At 69.3% G+C, this 21,281-nt stretch carries 20 protein-coding genes; 15 read left to right on the top strand and 5 right to left on the bottom strand.

Annotated features, from left to right (window positions below; genetic code table 11):
• The first annotated feature begins 330 nt into the window (after positions 1 to 330).
• Positions 331 to 1,473 carry a sensor histidine kinase gene (locus CK500_RS01665; protein WP_095635519.1) on the top strand — a complete coding sequence of 381 codons (1,143 nt, stop codon included), beginning with the start codon at positions 331 to 333 and terminating at the stop codon, positions 1,471 to 1,473.
• 65 nt (positions 1,474 to 1,538) lie between these two features.
• Positions 1,539 to 2,525, top strand: coding sequence for a bile acid:sodium symporter family protein (locus tag CK500_RS01660; protein ID WP_095635518.1), 987 nt, complete (start codon positions 1,539 to 1,541; stop codon positions 2,523 to 2,525).
• 83 nt (positions 2,526 to 2,608) lie between these two features.
• Here the strand turns inward: CK500_RS01660 and CK500_RS01655 are convergent, their stop codons facing one another.
• Positions 2,609 to 3,712, bottom strand: a complete 1,104-nt coding sequence (locus tag CK500_RS01655; RefSeq protein WP_095635517.1) for a mechanosensitive ion channel family protein — start codon at positions 3,710 to 3,712, stop codon at positions 2,609 to 2,611.
• Positions 3,713 to 3,989: 277 nt separating this feature from the next.
• Between CK500_RS01655 and CK500_RS01650 the strand changes: the two genes are divergently transcribed.
• The 4 genes from CK500_RS01650 (at position 3,990) to CK500_RS01640 (ending at position 6,789) form a co-directional block, all read left to right on the top strand.
• Positions 3,990 to 5,030, top strand: a complete 1,041-nt coding sequence (locus CK500_RS01650) for a zinc-dependent alcohol dehydrogenase family protein (RefSeq protein WP_095635516.1) — start codon at positions 3,990 to 3,992, stop codon at positions 5,028 to 5,030.
• Positions 5,031 to 5,104: 74 nt separating this feature from the next.
• Positions 5,105 to 5,281, top strand: a complete 177-nt coding sequence (locus CK500_RS17280; protein ID WP_198951479.1) for a hypothetical protein — start codon at positions 5,105 to 5,107, stop codon at positions 5,279 to 5,281.
• A gap of 227 nt (positions 5,282 to 5,508) precedes the next feature.
• Positions 5,509 to 5,763 carry a hypothetical protein gene (locus tag CK500_RS01645; RefSeq protein WP_095635515.1) on the top strand — a complete coding sequence of 85 codons (255 nt, stop codon included), beginning with the start codon at positions 5,509 to 5,511 and terminating at the stop codon, positions 5,761 to 5,763.
• A 114-nt stretch (positions 5,764 to 5,877) separates the two neighbouring features.
• On the top strand, positions 5,878 to 6,789 hold the full coding sequence (locus CK500_RS01640) for an HpcH/HpaI aldolase/citrate lyase family protein (RefSeq protein ID WP_095635514.1): 912 nt from the start codon (positions 5,878 to 5,880) through the stop codon (positions 6,787 to 6,789).
• 682 nt (positions 6,790 to 7,471) lie between these two features.
• On the opposite strand, the gene CK500_RS01635 is transcribed toward CK500_RS01640, so the two are convergent.
• Positions 7,472 to 7,840, bottom strand: a complete 369-nt coding sequence (locus CK500_RS01635; protein ID WP_095635513.1) for a VOC family protein — start codon at positions 7,838 to 7,840, stop codon at positions 7,472 to 7,474.
• A gap of 107 nt (positions 7,841 to 7,947) precedes the next feature.
• On the opposite strand from CK500_RS01635, the gene CK500_RS01630 reads away from it, so the two are divergent.
• Together CK500_RS01630 and CK500_RS17715 are read left to right on the top strand one after the other, a co-directional pair.
• Complete coding sequence (locus CK500_RS01630; RefSeq protein ID WP_095635512.1) at positions 7,948 to 11,049, top strand: FAD-binding and (Fe-S)-binding domain-containing protein; 3,102 nt, start codon at positions 7,948 to 7,950, stop codon at positions 11,047 to 11,049.
• Between the two features lie 208 nt (positions 11,050 to 11,257).
• Positions 11,258 to 11,380, top strand: coding sequence for a hypothetical protein (locus CK500_RS17715; RefSeq protein ID WP_255521201.1), 123 nt, complete (start codon positions 11,258 to 11,260; stop codon positions 11,378 to 11,380).
• A gap of 141 nt (positions 11,381 to 11,521) precedes the next feature.
• Here CK500_RS17715 and CK500_RS01625 read toward each other — a convergent pair whose 3' ends face one another.
• Entirely contained in the window at positions 11,522 to 13,288 is a 1,767-nt protein-coding gene (locus CK500_RS01625) for an L-lactate permease (RefSeq protein WP_095635511.1), read from the bottom strand.
• A 231-nt stretch (positions 13,289 to 13,519) separates the two neighbouring features.
• Here CK500_RS01625 and CK500_RS01620 point away from each other — a divergent pair, with 231 nt between their 5' ends.
• Together CK500_RS01620 and CK500_RS01615 are read left to right on the top strand one after the other, a co-directional pair.
• On the top strand, positions 13,520 to 14,614 hold the full coding sequence (locus CK500_RS01620; RefSeq protein WP_095635510.1) for an ABC transporter ATP-binding protein: 1,095 nt from the start codon (positions 13,520 to 13,522) through the stop codon (positions 14,612 to 14,614).
• Entirely contained in the window at positions 14,611 to 15,474 is an 864-nt protein-coding gene (locus CK500_RS01615; protein ID WP_095635509.1) for an ABC transporter permease, read from the top strand. Before CK500_RS01620 ends, CK500_RS01615 begins: the two co-directional genes overlap by 4 nt.
• Positions 15,475 to 15,505: 31 nt before the next feature.
• Here the strand turns inward: CK500_RS01615 and CK500_RS01610 are convergent, their stop codons facing one another.
• Positions 15,506 to 15,955: an acyl-CoA thioesterase gene (locus CK500_RS01610; protein WP_095635508.1), complete on the bottom strand. Its 450-nt coding sequence runs from the start codon at positions 15,953 to 15,955 to the stop codon at positions 15,506 to 15,508.
• Between the two features lie 207 nt (positions 15,956 to 16,162).
• On the opposite strand from CK500_RS01610, the gene CK500_RS01605 reads away from it, so the two are divergent.
• The 4 genes from CK500_RS01605 to CK500_RS01595 all read left to right on the top strand — a co-directional run bounded on the left by CK500_RS01605 (position 16,163) and on the right by CK500_RS01595 (position 20,004).
• Positions 16,163 to 16,345, top strand: a complete 183-nt coding sequence (locus CK500_RS01605) for an HVO_0416 family zinc finger protein (RefSeq protein WP_095635507.1) — start codon at positions 16,163 to 16,165, stop codon at positions 16,343 to 16,345.
• Positions 16,346 to 16,433: 88 nt separating this feature from the next.
• A complete protein-coding gene (locus CK500_RS17275) occupies positions 16,434 to 16,592 on the top strand; it encodes a DUF7563 family protein (RefSeq protein ID WP_008002314.1) in 159 nt (52 codons plus the stop codon).
• A 128-nt stretch (positions 16,593 to 16,720) separates the two neighbouring features.
• The gene (locus CK500_RS01600; protein ID WP_095635506.1) at positions 16,721 to 18,565 is read left to right on the top strand and encodes a UvrD-helicase domain-containing protein; all 1,845 of its coding nucleotides are present in this window, start codon (positions 16,721 to 16,723) and stop codon (positions 18,563 to 18,565) included.
• The gene (locus CK500_RS01595; RefSeq protein ID WP_095635505.1) at positions 18,562 to 20,004 is read left to right on the top strand and encodes a M24 family metallopeptidase; all 1,443 of its coding nucleotides are present in this window, start codon (positions 18,562 to 18,564) and stop codon (positions 20,002 to 20,004) included. Before CK500_RS01600 ends, CK500_RS01595 begins: the two co-directional genes overlap by 4 nt.
• Positions 20,005 to 20,034: 30 nt before the next feature.
• Here CK500_RS01595 and CK500_RS01590 read toward each other — a convergent pair whose 3' ends face one another.
• Entirely contained in the window at positions 20,035 to 20,364 is a 330-nt protein-coding gene (locus CK500_RS01590) for a DUF7533 family protein (protein ID WP_095635504.1), read from the bottom strand.
• 129 nt (positions 20,365 to 20,493) lie between these two features.
• Here CK500_RS01590 and CK500_RS01585 point away from each other — a divergent pair, with 129 nt between their 5' ends.
• The gene (locus tag CK500_RS01585) at positions 20,494 to 21,141 is read left to right on the top strand and encodes a riboflavin synthase (protein WP_095635503.1); all 648 of its coding nucleotides are present in this window, start codon (positions 20,494 to 20,496) and stop codon (positions 21,139 to 21,141) included.
• The last annotated feature ends 140 nt before the right edge of the window (positions 21,142 to 21,281 follow it).

The following is a 21,281-nucleotide window of genomic DNA, read 5'->3' as shown; positions in this document are numbered from 1 at the left end:
TCCGTTACGGACCACAGTTGAAGCGATCTGTGACGCGGCGGTCTCCCCAAACCCGTCTTCCGCCCGTCGACGCGAATCGGACTGTCGGCGGCCAGCGCTCCGACAGCGGCGCGAGCGACCGCGGTAGCGGCGGAGCGAGCGAGCCGTCGGCCGCGCTTCGAGGGCGGATCGGCGAAGCGACGGCGTGTCGCCGATACCGGCAAGGGCGACTCCGGCCGCGTCCCGCTTCGTCGAGGCGCGGCTCCGATCAGCCGCCCGTCGCCACGGAGTTCTCCGAGTTGATACCGAGCCGCGAACCGTTAAATCCCGCCGACGGCGACCGACCAACAGATGCGGACGACACGGATCCGGACCGCCGCCGAGCTGGGGCTGCTCGCGGCCGTCGGCCTCGTTCCCCTCGGACACCACCTGACCTCGCTGTCGGCGATGAGCGACCCGGTCGCGATCGTGAGCGGGGCGCTCGTCCCGATCGCGTGTAGCGCGCTCGTCGTCGCCGCGACGGTGCCGGTCGCCCGGTCTCCCCTCTCGCCGACGTACACTCTCCGTATCACCGGTTGGAGCGCGCTCGGCGCGCTGACGCTCGCCGCGGTCGCGCTGCTTTTCGTCGCCTACGAGACGAGTCAGGGGCCGCCGCCGGAGGGGCTGCTCGTCGCCATCGCCGGCGCGGCGTCGGTCGGGTCGGTGTTCGGGCTCGCGTTCGGGCTGACCGACGCGCGACAGCAGCGCACGCAGGACCAGCTCGAACGCTCGAACGCCCAGCTCACCGTGTTGAACCGCGTGCTCCGACACAACATCCGGAACGCGATGACGGTCGTCAGCGGACGGGTCGAGATGCTCCGCGAGCGCGCCGACGGCGGCGACGAGAACGCCGCCGTCGTCGAAGAGAACGTCGACCGGCTGCTGTCCGTGAGCGACCACGCCCGTCACATCGGCGCAGTGATCGGCGACGACGGCGCCGACGAGGGGGTCGAGGCGGTCGTGGACCTGGTCGAGGTCGTCGACGGCGTGATCGAGCGACTGCGTGCCGAACACCCGGACGCGGCGTTCGACGCGCCCGCCGCGGAGGTCTGTCGGGTCCGGGCGCATCCCCTCACCGAGGTCGTCGTCTCGGAGGTGATCGAGAACGCCGTGGTGCACAACGAGGGCGACGCGCGGCGGGTCTCGGTCTCGGTCCGCCGCGTCGGCGGCGGCGCCGCGCTCCGCGTCGCCGACGACGGCCCGGGGATCCCCGATGAGACGGTCGAGACGATCCGCCGCGGCTACGAGACGTCGATGCGCCACACGGACGGGCTGGGCCTGTGGCTCGTGCAGTGGGTCGTCGACCGCTCCGACGCCGACCTCGCGTTCGAGTCGACCGGAGCGGGGCAGGTGGTCCGGCTCCGGTTCGAGCGCGTCGAGGGGACGGAAGGCGTGCCCGAGGGCGACGCGCTTGCGGAAGCCGACGGCGACACCGAAGGCGACGATCCCCGCTGAGAGACAGACGGAGAACGTTGCCCGAACTACAGGCCCTTTCAACGGCTCGGGCGAACGCGGACGAGATGAGCACGCTGGACCGGCTCGAACGGGTTGGACAGGTCACGAGCAAGTACTTCGTCCTCTGGGTCCTCGTCGCCTCCGCGGCCGCGCTGTACGCGCCGACGGCGTTCACACCGATCGCCGAGTTCATCACGCCCCTCCTGGGGATCATCATGCTCGGGATGGGACTGACGCTCACGCCCGACGACTTCAAGCGCATCGTCGAGCGCCCGCGCGACGTCGCCATCGGCGCGGCGGCGCAGTGGCTCGTGATGCCGACGCTCGCGTACGCGCTCGTCGTCGCGCTCGGGCTCCCGTGGGAGGTCGGGATCGGGCTGATCCTCGTCGGTGCGGCGCCGGGCGGCACCGCCTCGAACGTGATGACGTACCTCGGCCGCGGCGACGTGGCGCTGTCGGTGACGATCACGACCGTCACCACGATCGCCGCCCCGCTCGTGATGCCGGCGTGGATCGTCGCCCTGGCGGGCGAGCAGATCTCCGTCACCTTCGCGCAGCTCTCCGAGACGATCGTCTGGGTCGTCTTAGTGCCAGTCGTGGCGGGGCTCGCGCTCCGGCTCCTGCTCGACCGCTACGCGCCGACCGTGGCGAAGGTCGGGCTCTCGGTGTTCCCCGCGGTCAGCGTCGTCGCCATCGTCGCCATCGTGGCCGCGGTCGTCGGCCTCAACGTCGAGAACATCCTCACCGCCGGCGCGCTGGTCGTCGTCGCCGTCGTGCTGCACAACGGGCTCGGCCTCGGCGCCGGCTACGGGGTCGGGAAGCTGACCGGGATGGCCGAGGACCGGGCGCGGGCGTGCGCCTTCGAGGTCGGCCTCCAGAACAGCGGGCTCGCCGTCGCGCTCGCCACGGCCTTCTTCGACCCCATCGCGGCGCTGATCCCCGCGCTGTTCAGCGTCTGGCACAACGTCTCGGGGCCGGCGCTGGCGACCCTCTTCACCCGGATCGACGGCGAGCCGGTCTCCGAGTACGAGCCGGCGGTCGGCGCCGACTGAGTCGCGTCTCCCGCCGCGCGAGCCCAGACCGGGACCCACGTCGAGAGGCTCAGCCGTCCGATTCGGGACTCGCGGCGAGACGCTCACCCGTCTGATCCGACGCCCACGTCGAGGGGGCCTCCCTCGTCGCCCTCGAACCGAACGGCCCTGGTCGGCAGCCCCATCTCGACGCCCGCCTCGTCGAGCGCCGCCTGGAGGTCGCGGTTGACGGCGTCCCGTACCTCCTTCCAGCGCTCGCGGTCCGCGATGTGGTATTCGACCCGAACGCGCAGCGCGGCGTCCTCGTACCCCCAGAACCAGGCGCCGGTCTGCTCGGTGTCGACGCCGTCGACGGCGTTTATCGTCTCGGTGATCAGATCGAGGGCCGCGTCCATCTCCTCGGGGGTCGTCTCGTAGGTCAGGCGGAGATACGTCACGGTCCGCCGGGTCGGCTCCGAGGAGATGTTCGTCACCTCGGCGTCGGCGATGGTGGCGTTCGGGACCGTGACGATCCGCCCGTCGAAGTCGCGTATCTGGGTCGACCGGAGGCCGATCTCCTCGACGGTCCCCTCGACGTCGCCGACGGCGACGGTGTCGTCGACGAGGAACGGCTTGGTGGTGAGGATGTGCGCCCCGCCGAAGATGTCCGCGGCGGTCTTTCGGGAGGCGAACGCGAGCGCCACGCCGCCGACGCCGATGGAGGCGATGACGGTCGTCACGTCGTAGCCGATCGTGTCCAGCATGACCACGAGGGCGATGGAGACGATGGCGATGTTGGTGACCCGGCTGACGATGGGCACGAGCTCGTCGTCGAGCTTGGACTCGGTCCGCTCGGCGTACTCCACCATGTACGTCTCGATGAGGCCGTCGGTGAGCCGGACGGCGACCCAGGCCATGGCCGCGATGGCGGGAATCTCGACCGACGCGTTCACCACCGACCGGAGCGGTTCGACCGGCGTCAACACCTCTCGGCCGACCGCGGCGGCCAGCACCACTCCCAGGAGGACGACTGGCCGCCCGAGCGCGTGGGCGATGATGTCGTCGATCTCGGTCTCGGTCGCCTCGGTCTTCGCCTTCAGCCGGCGGCGGTAGACGAACCCCAGCGACCGACCCAGCAGCGCCCCCACCCCGAGGATCGCGAAAAACAGGAGATATTGGGGGATCGTACTCCCCAGGTACGGTTCCGACAACACCGATCCTCCCAGCATACACTCCACCTATTGGTCAGACGACATAACTCTGGTGTCGGACCGCGCCGTCGGAGCGCGGCTCCGAGCCCGGTATCAGGTCCCGTCGCGGGGTGAACGCACCGGACGCGTCCGACTGTCGTAGCTGCGTGGGGACGCGGGCCCGGGCGTGACGCGCCCTCGATCCGATCGCGGGAACCCGAACCGATCGGACCGCGTTCCCGCACGGCCCTACCGCGTTCCCGCACGACCCCGCCGCGACCCCCGTCCTTTTGTCCCGCCCGTCGGTAGCGATCGTATGCGCGCAGCCATTTTCAACGGCCCCGGCGACATCGGCGTCGAAGAGCGACCACGCCCCGAGATCGAGGCCCCGACCGACGCGATTGTCCGCGTGACCCACACCGCGATCTGCGGCTCCGACCTGTGGTTCTACCGCGGCGACAGCGACCGCGAGGAGGGATCCCCGGTCGGTCACGAACCCATGGGGATCGTCGAGGAGGTCGGTGACGATGTGACCTCCGTCGACCCCGGCGACCGCGTGCTCGCCCCCTTCGCCATCTCCTGTGGCGAGTGCGAGTTCTGTCGGAAGGGGCTCCACACCTCCTGCGAGAACGGCGACTCGTGGGGCGGCGACAACGGCGGCGGCCAGGGCGAGTACGTCCGGTCGACCCACGCCGACGGGACCCTCGTCCGGGTCCCCGACCGGTTCGCCGACGACGAGGACGCGCTCCGGTCGCTGCTCCCGTTGACCGACGTGATGGGCACCGGCCACCACGCGGCCGTGAGCGCGGGCGTCGAGGCCGGCTCGACGGTCGCGGTGATCGGCGACGGCGCGGTCGGCCTCTGCGGCGTCCTCGCGGCCCGCCGGCTCGGCGCCGAGCGGATCGTCGCGGTGGGCCACCACGAGGACCGGCTCGACCTCGCCGCGGAGTTCGGCGCCACCGAGACCGTCTCGGAGCGCGGCGAGGCCGCGGTCGATCGGATCCGCGAGCTCACCAACGGCGGGCCGAACCACGTGATGGAGTGCGTCGGCGCCGCGAGCGCGATGAACACCGCGATCGACGCCGTCCGTCCCGGCGGCACAGTCGGCTACGTCGGCGTCCCCTACGGCGTCGACGACGAGGGGCTCGACGTGTTCGGCATGTTCGGCGACAACGTCACCCTCGCCGGCGGCGTCGCCCCCGTCCGCGCCTACGCCGAGGAGCTGATGGCCGACGTACTGCAGGGCACGCTCGATCCCGCGCCGATCTTCACCGAGACGATCGGACTCGACGAGGTCGCCGAGGGGTACCGCATGATGGACGAACGCGAAGCGATCAAGGTTCTGGTGAAGCCGTAACCCCGCTCTGCGGCCGTCCTCCCTCCGATATCGGCGCAATGCTTATCAGTCGACACTCCGTGCTAACTGTTGTCATGTGCCACCACTACACAGAGGCGCGTTCGATCGAGGCGATCCGACGGCGCCACCGGTCCGAGGAGGCGGACGAACGGCTCGACGAGACGCCCGACGCCGAGGCCGTCGACGACCGGGGGAACGGACCCGAGGAGCGCGAACCTCCCGCCGAACCGCGGACCCCGGCCGACGACTGACGCGCCCGGAGACGGCTCCGCCTCGAACCCCGACAGTTTTTCAAAATGTGGGTTCAGAACCTCCGTAGGCTCGCGTAGCGGAGTCTCTATGATTGTTTCAGGAACTACCTGAATAGTTCTGTGAGGGGTCGATCCGTTTTCAGTGGACACAATACTACAACGGTCCCGGAGCTTGTGATCATATTCCGACGTAGAAACAAAAACGATTTCACAGACACAGCGACCTCATGAACATCAAACACGTGCTTGGAATGGCCACGCTGATCGTGTTAGTGGCAACGGCCGTCGCCGCCGGCGGAGTTGTCGACGGCGCGGCGGCACAGGATGAGCTGGCCTCCACGCCTTCGGCGTCCTCCGGGCAAGCAATCCTGACCGACGGCCAATTGGTCGACGGTGTCATGATCACGTCGATCGGCGCAGTGGTCGGGGCCCTCCTGCTCGCGCTGCTCGTCGTGGCCGCGGTCCGGCGCGTGGACCGCTGAACGCGGGGGCGAAACGCGCCCGCTCTCGGTTCGCGTTTACTCGATTCCGACTCAGAGAAAATACCCCCGCGTAAGGTATCTTTATCTTCAGGGATAAGCATGATAGACTCGTACATGTCAGACGTTACACTGCGGCGGACGCAGTTGGCGACGCCGGCGAGCGACGAGAAGATGATGCACTCGGCGGCCGACAGCGACGCCGACGAGGTGTTCCTCGACTTGGAGGACTCGGTGGCGCCGAACGCGAAGCCGGACGCGCGCGAACCCCTGATCAAGGCCGCCCGCGAGGAGGACTGGAGCGACAAGGTCCTCAGCTTCCGGATGAACGGGATCGACACGAAGTGGTGGTACGACGACCTGATCACGGTCGTCGGCGAGGCCGGCGAGTTCATCGACGACATCATCGTTCCGAAGGTCAAGTCCGCCAGCGACGTGCACACGGTCGAGAACCTGCTCGCGCAGGTCGAGGAGAACAACGGGTTGGAGGTCGGCGCCATCGGCCTCGAACCCCAGATCGAGGACGGCGAGGGGATCCACAACGTCCACGACATCGCGCACGCCTCCGACCGGCTCTCGTCGATCATCTTCGGTCCGGGCGACTACTCCGCGGCGATGGGCACGCCCGGCCTCGACATCGGCCAGTTCCCCGAGTATCCGGGCCACTACTGGCACCACGCCCTCTCAGAGTGTAACTCCGCGGCGAAGTCGGCCGGGCTCCCGTGTCTCGACGGCCCCTACGCCGACATCGAGGACCCCGAAGGGTTCCGCGAGTCCGCCGAGAACGCCAACATGATCGGCTGCGACGGCAAGTGGGCGATCCACCCCTCGCAGATCGAGATCGGTAACGAGGTCTTCGCCCCCGACCCGGAGACCGCCGAGCGCGCCAAGCGCATCGTCGACGCCTACGCCGAAGCGATGGAGGAGGGCAAAGGCGCCGTGAGCGTCGACGGCCAGATGGTCGACGAGGCCACCAACAAGATGGCCCAGGACATCGTCGAGACCGCCGAGGCCGCCGGCATCCTGTAGTCGGCCAGTCGAGCGCTCGACTCGAATCCCTTCGACACACCGACTTTTTACCGTCGACCGCGCCTTGGAACGGGAGTGCTCTGAACGAGAGGGGGTGTGGGTGTTGCAGATCGGCGGTGGTGATAGAGTATTTAAACAGGCGTGACCGACGGCGACAACCGTTTATAAACCGGTGCGGTGGCGCGTGCCTCCGAGGCCGCTTCGCGGCCGAGGAGCACGCGCGAGGGACGCCGCGACGCGACGGGGCGACCGAAGGGAGCCCCGAGCGAGCGGCGAGGCTGGGGAGGCGTGAGGCTGTGGTCTGCGGTTGGGTGGGACTCAAAGGGGCAGTCGCTGTGGGCGGCGCAGGCGACGGAAGCACTGGAAGGAGGGGACGCTAGCGACCGACTGAAGCGCGTGGTTCGAGAGAGCAAATCTCTCTCGTCATCGCCAGAAATCACCGATTTCTGGCTAGCAGTCAGAACGCAAAGCGTTCTGACGACATCACGAAAGGCGCTTCGCGCCTTTCGAACGACAGCGAGCGTGCGCCGCCCACAGCGACTGGGGCTTTGAAGCTCTTCACCGCAACATCGTCGATCACTTATAAATAGCCACCAGCAACACCACAATTCTACTTATAAACGACCGACCCATCGTAATGATTCACGTACTCCCGAAATCCCTCGCAGCTCGTTTGTTCCATTTATAACGGCTCGATCAGCTCGACGGCGTGCCCGTCGGGGTCCTTCACGAACGCGGTTCGCGCCCCGGCCTCGGGCTGATCGCCCGGCTCTTTGACGACGCCGTGGTGGTCGATCGCCTCGAACGTCGCGTCCACGTCGTCGACGCCGACGGCGATGTGGTCGTAGCGGTCGCCGTCAGCGCTCGGCGCCTCGCCGTCCGTGTCGGACAGCTGGAACTCGACGCCGGCGTCGTCGGCGACGTACACGTTGCGCGTGTCGCCGTCGGCGGTCGTGAACTCCCACGAGCGCTCGAATCCCAGCTGCTCGACGTACCAGTCTGCGGTGCGGTCGGCGTCCTCGACGTTGAGACACGTGTGGAGTATCTCCATGCGCCGAAGTCTCACCCGGACCCAATAAATCCCGGCGAGCGGCGACGACCGGCCCGAGAACTGTCATTAACAAAGGTTTTATTCGCTTTTCGACCCGGAGTAAAGTCATGGCAACAGAGCCCACGCAGGGGAGTGACACGCCCGACCCGGACACGTCGGCGGCCGCGCTGGGCCACGACCGGCCGGACGTGCCCGCGTACCGGGCGCTGGCGGAGGACCTCCGTGATCGCGTCGCCGGCGACGTGCAGTTCGACGAGTACGCGCAGGTGCTGTACGCCACCGACGGGAGCATCTATCAGGCGCGGCCGGCCGGGGTCGTGATCCCGCGGTCGGTCGAAGACGTGCAGGCCACGATGGAGGTCGCGGCCGAGCACGAAGTACCCGTCATCCCCCGCGGAACCGGCTCCTCACTGGCCGGGCAGAGCGTCGGCCCGGGCTGTGTCGTCCTCGACTTCTCGACGTACATGGACGAGATCGTCGAGGTCCGGCCCGACGATCGCCGGGCGGTGGTCCAGCCCGGCGTCGTCCAGGACCACCTCGACGACCGGTTGGCCGAGGACGGGCTCAAGTTCGCGCCCGACCCGGCCTCCTCCGCGCGGGCCACCGTCGTCGGCGGCATCGGCAACAACTCCACGGGCGCGCACTCGGTGCGGTACGGGATCACCGACGCCTACACCGAGGAACTCAAAGTCGTCCTCGCAGACGGCTCGCTGATCCACACTCGGGAGGTCGTCCTCGACTCGCCGGAGTACGAGGAGATCGTCTCCAGAGACGACCGGGAGGCCGCGCTCTACGAGACCGCCCGGAAGCTGGTCGAGGAGAACCAGGCCGAGATCGACGAGAAGTACCCGAACCTCAAGCGCTCCGTGTCGGGCTATAACCTCCACAAGGTGATCTACGAGAACGACGACGGCGAGGAGGTGATCAACCTCTCGAAGCTGTTCGTCGGCGCCGAGGGCACGCTCGGCACGATCGTCGAGGCGGAGGTGTCGCTCGTCACCCGCCCCGAGGAGACGGCGCTCGCGCTGTACACGTTCGACTCGCTGGTCGACGCGATGAAGGCCGTCCCGGAGGCCCTGGAGTTCCCGGTGAGCGCGGTCGAGCTGATGGACGACGAGGTGTTCGCGCTCGCCGCGAACTCCCAGGAGTTCGCCCAGTACGCCGAGCCGATCCCGGACCGGGCCACGGCGGCGCTCATGCTGGAGTGGGACTCGGAGCTCGTCGACGACTTCGAGGCCGCGATCGCGGACACGAACGCCCACTTCGTCGACGAGGGCGACGCCTTCGACGTGTTGGAGGCGTACACCCCGGAGGCCCAGGCCGACCTCTGGAACCTCCGGAAGGCGGCCATTCCCCTCCTGATGAGCATGCGGGGCGACCCGAAACCGTATCCGTTCATCGAGGACGCCACCGTCCCGCCCGAGGAGCTCGCCGAGTACGTCGGCCAGTTCGAGGACGTGTTGGACGCCCACGACACCTCCGCGGCGTACTTCGCGCACGCCGGCTCGGGAACGCTCCACATCCGTCCCATTCTGTCGCTCAAAGAGGAGGAGGGCGTCGAGAAGATGCACTCGATCGCCGACGACGTCACCGACCTCGTGATCGAGCACCACGGCGCGTTCTCGGGCGAGCACGGCGACGGCCTCGCGCGCACCGAGTTCAACCCCAAGATGTACGGCGAGGCGCTCTGGGGCGCGTTCCAAGAGCTGAAGTCGACGTTCGACCCCGAGTGGCGGATGAACCCCGGGAAGGTGGTGTACGTCGACGGCGACACCGCGGCCGAGCGGGGGTACCCGGACACCGCCGCCGACACGGACATGCGCGAAAACCTCCGCTACGGACCGCAGTACCAGTCGATCGAACCCCAGACCGAACTCGACTTCGAAGATGAGGGCGGGTTCTCACACCTCGTCGAACTCTGTAACGGCTGTGGCACCTGCCGAGAGACCGACTCGGGCGTGATGTGTCCGACCTACCGCGCCTCGGAGGAGGAGATCCAGGCGACGCGCGGCCGGGCGAACATGCTCCGCGCCGCGATCAGCGGCGAGCTCGACGACGACGAGATCCACTCCGACCGCTTCCAGGAGGAGGTGCTCGGGCTCTGTGTGGGCTGTAAGGGGTGTCAGAGCGACTGTCCGACCGGCGTCGACCTCGCGAAGCTGAAGGCCGAGGTGAAACACGAGCACCACGAGAAAGAGGGCGCGGGGCTCCGCGAGCGGATCTTCCGCGACATCGACCGGTTCTCGGCGCTCGGGAGCGCGTTCGCGCCGGTGTCGAACGCGGCGACGAAGATCCCGGGCGCCCGGAAGGTGATGGACGCGGTCGCGGGGATCGCGCCCGACCGGGAGCTGCCGACGTTCCGCTCGGAGAGCTTCGAGGAGTGGTTCGAGGCCCGCGGCGGGTCGACGGTCGCCCCCGGGGAGGCGGTCGACACGGTCGCGCTGTTCCCCGACACCTACACCAACTACAGCTACCCGGAGGCCGGCAAAGCGGCGGTCGAGGTGTTGGAGGCCGCGAACGTCCGCGTGGAGGTTCCCGGTGACCTCGCACCGTCGGGCCGCGCGGCGTTCTCGACGGGCTTTCTGGACGACGCTCGTGAGCGCGCGGCGACCAACGTCGAGCGGCTCGCCCCGCGCGTCCGCGAGGGCCAGTCCGTGGTCTTCGTCGAGCCGTCGGACGCGGTGATGTTCCAGGACGAGTACCTCGACCTGCTGGACGGCGAGGAGGTCGAGGCGGTGTCGGCGGCGGCGTACGGCGTGTTGGAGTACCTCGACGCCGGCCGCGTCGACGAGCGGCTGGCGTTCGACGCGCCTGCGGAGTCGCTCACCTACCACGGCCACTGCAACCAGAAGGCGACGAAGAAGGACCACCACGCGGTCGGCGTGCTCCGGCGCGCCGGCTACGACGTGGACCCGCTGGACTCGTCGTGTTGCGGGATGGCGGGCTCGTTCGGCTACGAGTCGGAGCACTACGACCTCTCGAAGGCGATCGGCCGGATCCTCTTCGATCAGGTCGACGAGAGCGACGGGGAGACCGTCACCGCGCCCGGCGCGTCCTGCCGCTCCCAGCTCGGCGACCGCGACGCCGACGCGGAGAACCCCCCGCACCCGATCGAGAAGGTCGCCCGCGCCGTGACCGGCCCCGACCCCGACGACGTCGCCGACGCGGGCGCCGCCGAGGCGACCGGACCGGCGGCCGCCGACGACTGAACCGACCCCCGGGCGCTCGCAACGCGAACGACGCCGTCACCCACGCGGGGGTTCCGGGTCGATCGCGCCGGTCGCTCGAAGGAGGCGGAGCCGCGCCTGAACCTTCACGAAAGTCGCGGACAGATAATTGATGCATAATGAACTATTCTCCACGATACGGTACGATTCCGAGCTGCTTATCCGCGTATGGCCACGATCAGTCATTGTTATGGCAGAGAGCAAAACGATCCTCGAAAACGACGCCGCGCGACTGAAAGACACCCCGCGCCCCGAAGACCTCGAGGCGACGACCAGCCCGGCCGCGCGCCTGCTGGCGTGGCTGCGCGCCTGAGCGACGCTCACTTTTGAACCGGTAGCCGATTCGATTCGCTCGCCCACCGCCGACCGCACCGTTCCCCGACCACCGGCCGCACCGCTCGCCGGTCGCCGTCGACGCTTATAAAGAGACCGCGCAGCGGTGCGGCTCCCGCGCTCAGAACACGCCGGGGAACAGCACGTAGCTGAACAGCAGGCAGAGCAGTCCCACGCCGGTCGCGTAGTACAGCAGCGGGATGAGGTTGAGCCGCATCACCCGCCCCTCCTGTCCGAGGAGGCCCACCGTCGCCAGCGCGGCGACGAGGTTGTGGATCGCGACCAGGTTCCCGATCGCGCCGCCGACGGCCTGCGCGCCGACGATGATCGTCCGCGGGAGCCCGAGCTGCGTCGCCGCCTCGAACTGGAACGCGCCGAAGGTGATGTTCGAGACGGTGTTCGAACCGGCCATCGCGGCGCCCAGCGCGCCGATCAGCGAGGCGAACGCGGGGTAGGCGACGCCGAGGATGTCGGCGGTCGTCTGCGCGAGCAGGACGATCATGCTGCCGACCTCGGGCGCGCCCGGATGCGCGCCGGACTGGAGCATCACCTGCACCATGGCGATGACGAAGACGAGGGCGATGAACGGCGAGACGATCTTCCGGCCGGCCTCCTTCCAGGCGTCACCGACCTCTTTTCCGGACATCCCGAAGATCGGGATCGCGAGCACGGCGCTCACGAGCAGCCAGAAGCCCGGCACGTTCATCCACGCGACGCTCCCGCCGAGCGTGGTCCCGAGGATGTCGCTCCAGCTGACGATGAAGATGTCGCGGTTGATGAAATCGGAGATCGGTCCGACCGCGCGGGTCACGACCAGCAGGACCACGAGCAGGACGTACGGCGACCACGCCTTCAGGAGCGACATCTCCTCGCCGCCGCTGAGGTCGGTCGACTCGGTCTCCGGCGAGACGCCGCCGCGGCTCTCCGCGCCGCCGGCGTTCGACCCGTTCGACTGCCCGGGCTCGATCGAGCCGACCCAGTGGTCCTCCCAGCGGTCGCGCTCGGGGAAGTCCCACTCCTCGTCGGGCAGGAGGTACCCCGCACGCAGGATGCTCAGGATGATCGCGCCGCCGACCATCGAGCCGATGAGCGCCGGGAACTCGGCCGTGAGGTACCACGCCGAGACCCAGTACGGGACCGCGAACGCGATCCCCGAGGCGATACACAGCGGCGCGACCTCCCAGGCCGGCGCCAGCGAGCGCTCGTCGGGGTCGCCGAAGAAGTACACGACCATGCCGACCGCGAACAGCGGCATCACGAACCCGACCAACGCGTGATACGTCGCGGCCCACGCCGCCACCTCGACCGAGAAGTCCTGGACGGTCATGCCGCCGGCCTCGATCGCGTCGCGGGTGAACGCGACGTCCTCCAACGGGCTCTGGATCCCGACCACGATCGGCGTCCCCACCGCGCCGTACGTGACCGCGATAATGTGTCCGATGATCGCCGCGACGACCGCCGCGAGCGCCGGGAAGCCGAGCCCCAAGAGCAGCGGCGCCACGACGGCGGCGGGCGTCCCGAAGCCGGCGGCCCCCTCGATGAACGTCGCCATGAAGAAGGCGATCAACACGATCTGTACGCGCCGGTCGTCGCTGACCGTCGCGAACCCGCGGTTGATCCGGTCGAACGCGCCGGCCTCCATCAGGGTGTACAGGAGGACGAGCGCACCGAAGACGATCCAGAGGATCTCGATCGCCGTCATCACGCCGACCGCGGACGCCGCGGCCAGCCAGTTCACCGGCATGCTCCACGCGGTGTACCCGATCACCAGCGCGGCGACCCACGCCAGCGGCATCGCTCGCGTCGCCGGCCAGAGGAACCCGACCAGCAGCACGCCGGCGAGAAGCAGCGGGACCGCGGCCACCGCCACGTCGATCCCGGTCGTCATCGTTCCTCCCCCTCGTTATGATTGACTACTCGATTCCGTCCCCGACTCATGTGACAGGTTACCACCCACATGCGACGCGAGGTACATCACGGTCATTGGTTATAAAATGTAAGTTTCATATCGTCTCCGTCTGCGATCGATTCTCCGGACCCGTCCGGGCGTCTGAGACCGTCCCGCCCCGGGACCTTCCCGAGCGCGGATATATCCGCGCTCGGCACGTACCGTCCCGTGATGGCACGCAGCGCGGCGAGCGAACGCGGTGGTCCCCGCGGGCGCGACGAGTCCCGGTTCGACGAGTCCCGGTCCAACGACGAGCAGGCGGACGCCTCCCCGCCGGCGCTGGCGATCGAGGGCGTCTCGAAGCGGTTCGGCGACGGCGACGACTCGGTCCTCGCCGTCGACGACGTCAGCCTGACCGTCGAGCGCGGCTCGATCGTCGGCCTGCTCGGCCCGAACGGGGCCGGCAAGACGACCCTGATCAAGTGCGCGCTCGGGATCGTCCTCCCCGACGCCGGCTCGGTCCGGGTGTTCGGCGCCGACGTCGGCGACGGGCGCCGGGCCGCCTACGCGAACGTCGACGCGATGTTGGAGGGCGCCCGTAATGACTACTGGCGGCTCACCGTCCGCGAGAACCTGCGGTACTTCGCGACGATCGCCGGCGTCGACCCGGACTCGGTCCGGGCCCGGCACGACCGGCTGCTCGACCGGCTCGAGCTGACCGAGAAGGCCGACACGCCGGTCCGAGAGCTCTCGCGGGGGATGAAACAGAAGGTGTCGCTGGCGAGCGTGCTCGCGGGCGGCGCGGAGCTCGTCTTCCTCGACGAGCCGACGCTCGGGCTCGACGTCGAGAGCTCGCGGACGCTCCGACGGGAGCTCCGGCGACTCGCCCGCGAGGAAGGACTCACCATCGTCCTCAGCAGCCACGACATGGGCGTCATCGAGGACGTCTGCGACCGGGTGGTGATGATGGCGAACGGACGGATCGTCGCCGACGACACCGTCGCGGCGCTCCTCACGGGGACCGACCGCGACGTCGTCCGCGTCGTCAGCGCCGACATCGACGACGCCCTCGCGGCGAGCCTCCGCGAGCGGTTCGACGTGCGGGGCGTCGAGACCGGTCTCGGTGAGGGCGGACGAGACCGACCCGGCTCGACGGCCGTCGAGGTCGCCGCCGCGGGCGACGCCCTGTACGAGCTGATGGACGCGCTCCGCGAGGCGGGGGTCACGGTGGAGGCGATCGAGACCGTTCGTCCCGAACTGGAGGACGTGTTCGTCGATCTCACCGGGACGGAGCCGGGCGCGGAGCCGCGGGGGCGGTCGCCGTGAGCCGCGACGGCTCAGCCGCGTCCGGGTCCGAGCGCGCCCGGTCTTCGGCTCCCGCCGACCCCGCCGACCCCGTCGACGACCCGCGGCCGGCCACGTACTCCCACCTCGCGCGGGCCGTCCTCTACCGTGAGTACCTGATCTTCGTCCGGTACCCGGCGAACGCGATCGGCGGGATCGTCGTCGCGCTGTTCTTCTTCGGCGTCCTCTTCTACGGCGGGCGGCTGCTGGCCGGGCAGGCGCTGACGGACTCGCTGTCCGGGATCATCGTCGGCTACTTCCTGTGGACGCTCTCCGTCGGCGCGTACTCGTCGGTGTCGAACGACATCGGCAGTGAGGTGCAGTGGGGGACCTTGGAGCGACACATCACCACGCCGTTCGGGTTCGCGCCGGTCGCCCTGCTGAAGGGGGTCGCGAAGGTGGTCCGGACGTTCCTCACCTCGGCGGTCGTGCTCGCCGTCATGCTTTTACTCACCGGGACCCGGCTCAGCCTCGACCCGATCACGGTCGTCCCCGTTGCCGGGCTCGCGATCACGTCGGTGCTGGGGCTGGGGTTCGCCGCCGGCGGCGTGACGGTGCTGTACAAGCGGATCGGCAACTGGCTGAACCTGCTGCAGTTCGGGTTCATCGCGCTGATATCGGCACCGGTCCTCGACGCGCCGTGGACGCGGTTCCTCCCGCTGGCGCACGGGAGCGCCATGCTCCAGCGCGCGATGGTCGACGGCGTGCGGCTGTGGGAGTTCGGGCTCGCCGACCTCGCGCTCCTCGTCGCCGTCGCCGTCGGCTACCTCCTCGGCGGCTACGTGGTCTTCCACTACGCCACGCGGCGGGCGCGGCGGCTGGGCGTCTTGGGGGACTACTGACCGCGGCGGTGCTCCGCCGGGAGGGCTGTCCTCAGCGGTCCCCGTCCGGCTCGGCCGCGAGCGCGGCGTCGCGCAGCTCCCGGCAGCGCTCGCCCTCCACCGTCAGCTCCGGAACCGGCGTCGGGTCCCCGTCGGCGTCGACCGCGACGAACACGAAGTACGACTCCGTCGTCAGCTCGCGGTCGCCGGTCCGGGGGGACTCGCGGAACGCGCGGATCCGCGTCCGGAGGCTCGTCCGCCCGACCGCGTACACGTACGACTCGACGATGCAGGTGTCGCCCTGGGGGACCGGCCGCTTGAAGTCGAGCCCGTTGATCTTGGCCGTGACGCAGGTCTCCCCGGCGGCGCGCATCGCAGACATCGCGCCGATCTCGTCCATCCACTTGACGACGTTGCCCCCGTGGGCCGACTCGTAGTTGTTGGTGTGGGTCGGCTGGACCCGCTGGCGGTTCTCCATGTAGGTGTCGCTGACGGTCGGCATGCCGGCCCCCACACGCCCGGACGTGAAAGGGGCGTCGCAGAAGGACGTCGCCGCCGCGGAGACGGGGCCGCCGCCGCAGGTGGGTGTCGGTTCGCGGGATAGCTTTTGCACAGTTCTGTCGTCGATCGTCGATCGTTCGTTGCCGTTTTCGCAGATTGATAGAGCCACAACAAGATATTTATACTCGCGTGGCATTCACTAGCATGCATGTCTAGTAGTGCACCCAGCGCGGACGACGACGTGTTCGACGAGTTCCTGTCCGATCGCGGCCACGAGACGGAGATCGTACGCTGGGAGCGATCCTATAACAAGCTTCAGTGTCCGGAATGCGGTGCGCTACACCCCGAGGGAACCGCGCAGTGCGACGTGTGCGACTGGCGTCCGACCTGACGCCGACGGCGTCGCACGACCGGTTAGCGGTTTTCTTTCGACGATAGTCGGCGGCAGTATTATGTGGTATCAATCGATAGTGGCGAGTATGCCGACCTGCCAGAACTGCGGTTCGTTCGTCACGACCGACTACGTTCGGGTGTTCACGCCGAACGAGGTCGATCGGCCCAGAGTCTGCCCCGCCTGCGAGGACCTCGTCCGCGACGGCGCCGACGTGCGAGAGGCGCGGGCGACGCGGAGCAACTGAGCGCGCCGGCGACCGACTGAGCCCATGTCGACCCCCCGACGGAAGACGGCGAGACGGCCCGACGCGGCGTTCCCTCCGGAACGGGCCGAGCCACGGCGTTTAAGGAGAGTCGGACTCTGGAGTAGACAATGACCGATCCCACGGTGACGCGACTGTTCGGCGGTCCGGGCAGCGGGAAGACCACGGCGCTTCTGGACCGCGTCGAGGGGATCCTCGAGGACGAGGACGCCGACGTCCGCGACGTGCTCGTCGTCTCGTACACGCGCGCGGCCGCCGCCGAGATCCGCGAGCGCCTCGCCGAGCGCCTCGACATCTCCCCCCGCACCCTCCAGGGGAACGTCTGTACCATGCACGCGAAGGCGTACGAGCTGCTCGACCTCTCACGCGGCGACGTGGTCGGCGAGGACGACAAGGAGGCGTTCTGCGAGGAGTACGGCATCGAGTTCGAGGACCAGCATGGCGGCGCCGGCCGCCGGACCGCGCGGTCGACGACCATCGGCAACAAGATCATCGCCACCTCGCAGTGGCTCCAGCGCACCGAGCGCGACGTGGCCGACTGGTACGACGTGCCCTTCCAGTGGAACGTCGAGGAGGTCCGGCTCCCGCCCGAGGAGGACCCCAACGCCCAGCAGGGGAACAAGTACACGCCAACCTGGCCTTCCGACGACGACCGGATCGACATCCCCGAGACGATCCGCGCGTGGCGCGGCTACAAGGGCGACCACGACCTGGTCGGCTTCGCGGACATGCTCGAACGCGTCGCCCAGCGCTCGCTCGTCCCGAACGTCGAGTACCTGATCATCGACGAGTTCCAGGACATCACGACGCTGCAGTACAACGTCTTCGAGGAGTGGGAACCCCACATGCGGAAGGTGCTCATCGCCGGCGACGACGACCAGGTCGTCTACGCGTGGCAGGGCGCCGACCCCGACCTCCTCTTGGACACCGACGTCGACGAGGACGTGGTGCTCCCGAACTCCTACCGGCTCCCCTCCGAGATCCTCAACGTCGTCAACGCCGAGATCCGCCACATCGACAAGCGGCAGGAGAAGGACCTCCACCCCCGCAAGGAGGGCGGCACCGTCGAGGCGATCGAGTCGCCGTCGATGCTCGAGCTCGTCCGGAACGTCCGGTACACCGTCGAGGACGACGAAGGCAGCGTGATGTGCCTGTTCCGGGCGCGCTACCAGATGTTCGACTTCATCGACGAGTTCATCGACCACGGGATCCCCTTCACCATGCTGACCGACGGTCGGATGTGGACCGACCGCGTGCAAGACTACGTCAGCGCCATCGAGAAGGCCGACGCCGGCGACCCCGTGAACGGGCTCGAGGCCCGGCGCCTCGCCGACATGCTGCAGGACTCGGCGTTCGGCACCCACGAGCGCGACGAGTTCTACGACTTCCTCGACGACCGCGAGGAGGCGGCCGACGCCGACGACGTCGCCCAGATCGAGGTGACCGTCGACGAGCTCGACGAGTTCATCCCCTTCATGCCGGACGCGTCGAGCGCCGACGACATGGTCCGGAAGGTGACGAGCTTCCAGCGGAAGTCGATGGGCGCGTACTTCGGCGGCGACTACGAGGGGATGGACCCGACCCGCGTCCGCGTCGGCACCATCCACTCCGCGAAGGGCCGCGAGGCCGACCACGTGTTCGTCGCGACCGACCTCACCGAGAAGGTGGTCGAGCAGATGGCGGCCTCCATCGACGACCCGACCGACGTGGACGGCGTCGAGGAGTTCACGAAGACGACGAGCCCGGTCCCCGTCCTCACGGACAACGAGCGCCGCGTGTTCTACGTCGGGATGTCCCGCGCCCGCGAGCGGCTCGTGATCATGGAGAGCCTGATCAGCGGCGCCCCGACGCTCCCGATCAGCGTCCTCCTGTTCAACGAGCTCCGCGACGAGCCCCCGCAGGAGCTCGTCGAGGAGGTGCAGGCGGAGCTGGCCGTCCCCGAGCCCGAGCCGTGAGCGACGGGAGCGACGACGCGGGCGGGGGCTCGTCCGACTCCGACCGACTCTCCCCGCTCCGCACCGACCTCGCCCCGATCGCCGAGGCGGTCGCGGCCGCGGACGCCGCCGCCTTCGTCGCGGTCGGCGACCGGTTCGACGACGACCTTCGGTACCTCACGCGTTTTTCTGGACCGGACCGGGCGTACGCGCTGGTGATCGTTCCGGATGACGACCGCGACGCCGAGAGTGACGACCCTGATTCCGAGAGCGGCGACCGCGACGCCCACGCCGCCGGCCGCGCCGCCCTCTGTGCCCCCGCCCTGTTCCGCGAGCAGGCCCACCGGGAGTTCGTCGCCGGCGCGCGCACTCGAAACGGCGGTGAGGGCGCCGACGGCGCCGCGTTCCACGACGGCGTCGTCCGCGAGGTACGGACGGAGCGCGTCGGCGACCACGCGGGCGAGCGCGCTGCGGCCGCCGTGCGCGACCTGCTCGGGGACGGAGAAGGCGACGAGAACGACCGAGACGCCGCCACCGAACGAGACGACGACCCCACCCTCCTCGTTCCTCCGTCGATCCCCCACGACGCGGCGGTGTACCTCGAACGAGCCGGCAACGCGCTCGCGTCGACCGACGCGGTCGAGACTGCCAGAGCGCGGAAGACCGACCGCGAGATCGAGCGACTCCGGCGCGTCCAGCGCGCGGCGGTCGCCGGGATGGCCCGCGCCGAGACCGTGCTGGCCGAGAGCGCGGTCGTCGAGGGGGACGCCGATCCCGACGCGGACCAGGACGCGGACGCCGATCCCGACGCGGACCGCAGACCGCCCCTCCGCTGGGAGGGCGCGCCCCTGACGACCGAGCGCCTGCGCCGGGCCGTGAACGCGGCGCTCGCCGCCCGCGGCGTCCGGGACGCCGGCGACACCGCGATCGGTGCCGGGCCGTCGGCGGCCGACCTCCACTACGTCGGCGACGACCCGATCCGGCCGGGCGAGACCGTGCTGATCGACGTCTCGCCGCGCGGGCCCGACGGCTACCGCGGCGACCTCACCCGGACGTTCGTCGTCGACGGCGACGGCGGCTGGGAGCGGCGGGCTCACCTCGCGGTCGAGTCGGCCCGCGAGGTCGCGCTCGACGAGATCGAGCCGGGCGTGCCGGCCAAGACGGTCCACGGCGAGGCCGCCGCCGAGTTGGGCGCGTACGGGTTCGACCCGAACGCGGGGGAGGGCGAGGTCGGCTTCACCCACGGCACCGGCCACGGCGTGGGCGTGAGCCTCCACGAGTCGCCGTCGCTGTCGGGGGCCGGCGAACTGCGGCCGGGCCACGTCGTGACGGTCGAGCCGGGCGTGTACGACCCCGAGATCGGCGGCGTCCGGCTGGAGGACCTCGTCGCCGTCACCGAGGACGGGTACGAGGTGCTGGCCGAGTATCCGTTCGGGATCGCGCCGGCCGCGCGCGAGTGAAAGACGGCGCTCGCGCCTCCGGCGGAACCCTCACTTCTCGACCGCGGTCGCGTCCTCGGGCGTCGCCTCGGTCTGCTCTCCGTCGATCGAGTCCGCGTCGGACGGGCTCTTGTCCGCAGGGTCGAGGCCGGCGAGCCCGCGGAGCTGTCGGGGGAGGAGCCCCGCGAGCAGCCCCCGGACGATCCGCCCCGGGTCGAGGAAGTACTGCGGGAGCACGACCATCGCGGCGGCGACGACGAGCAGGCCGACGCCGAGCGCCACCTCGCCGGCGAACAGCCGGATGACCGCGTAGTTCGCGAGCGGGATGGCGAAGATCAGCGACGCCGCCAGCCCGATCATGTCGGTCAGTCCGAGCCTCATTGCGACCGGATTGGCTCCCGGGGGTCAAAAGGGGCGCGGCGTCGGCGGAGCGCGTCCGCGTCGCGGTCGGCGGCGATCGCTCCGACCGAACACCGAACCGATAATGTGTCGCGCGCGCCCAGATCCGGTATGTTCACCGGCATCGTCGAGGACACCGGAACCGTCCGCGAGCGGACCGCGACCGACGACGGCCTCCGGCTCCGGATCGCCGTCGACGGGGTCGAGGGGTTCGACGACCTCCACCACGGCCAGTCGATCAGCGTCAGCGGCGTCTGTCTCACGGTCGAGGAGTACGGCCACGGCGGCGAGGGTGACGGCGAGGAGGGTGACGGCGCCTCGAACGACGCCGACTGGTTCGAGGTGTTCCTCGCGAGCGAGACCGTCGCGAAGACCTACCTCGGCGACGTCCGCGAGGGCGACGCGGTCAACGTCGAGCGCGCGATGCCCGCCGACGGCCGGTTCGACGGCCACGTCGTGCAGGGTCACGTCGACACGGTCGCAGAGGTGACCGCGATCGAGCGCGTCGGCGAGGACTGGCGGTTCAGCTTCTCTATCCCCGAGGGCCACGCCGACTACCTCGTCGACAAGGGGTCCGTGACGCTCGACGGCATCTCGCTGACGGTCGCCGAGAAGCGGGACGGAGCGTTCGACGTGGCCGTCATCCCGACGACCTACCGGCTGACGACGCTCTCGCAGAAGTCGGTCGGCGACCCCGTGCACCTCGAAGTGGACGTGATCGCGAAGTACGTCGAGAACATGGTCGACGGGTACGTCTAGGCGCCGTCTCGGTCGGAGAGGACGACGAGATGCGCCGCGCCGAAGATCGTGAGCCACCTCGCCGCGAGTCCGGCATCCCGATCAGTTAAAGTCCGGTTGTGCTAATCAACCGCTAGTGGTTGTTATCGATAGGGCGGACG

It is taken from the genome of Halorubrum salipaludis (assembly GCF_002286985.1).
Classification (GTDB): Archaea; Halobacteriota; Halobacteria; order Halobacteriales; family Haloferacaceae; genus Halorubrum; species Halorubrum salipaludis.
Note: the sequence above shows the minus strand (reverse complement) of the source record. Positions and strands in the feature narration are given on the sequence as shown.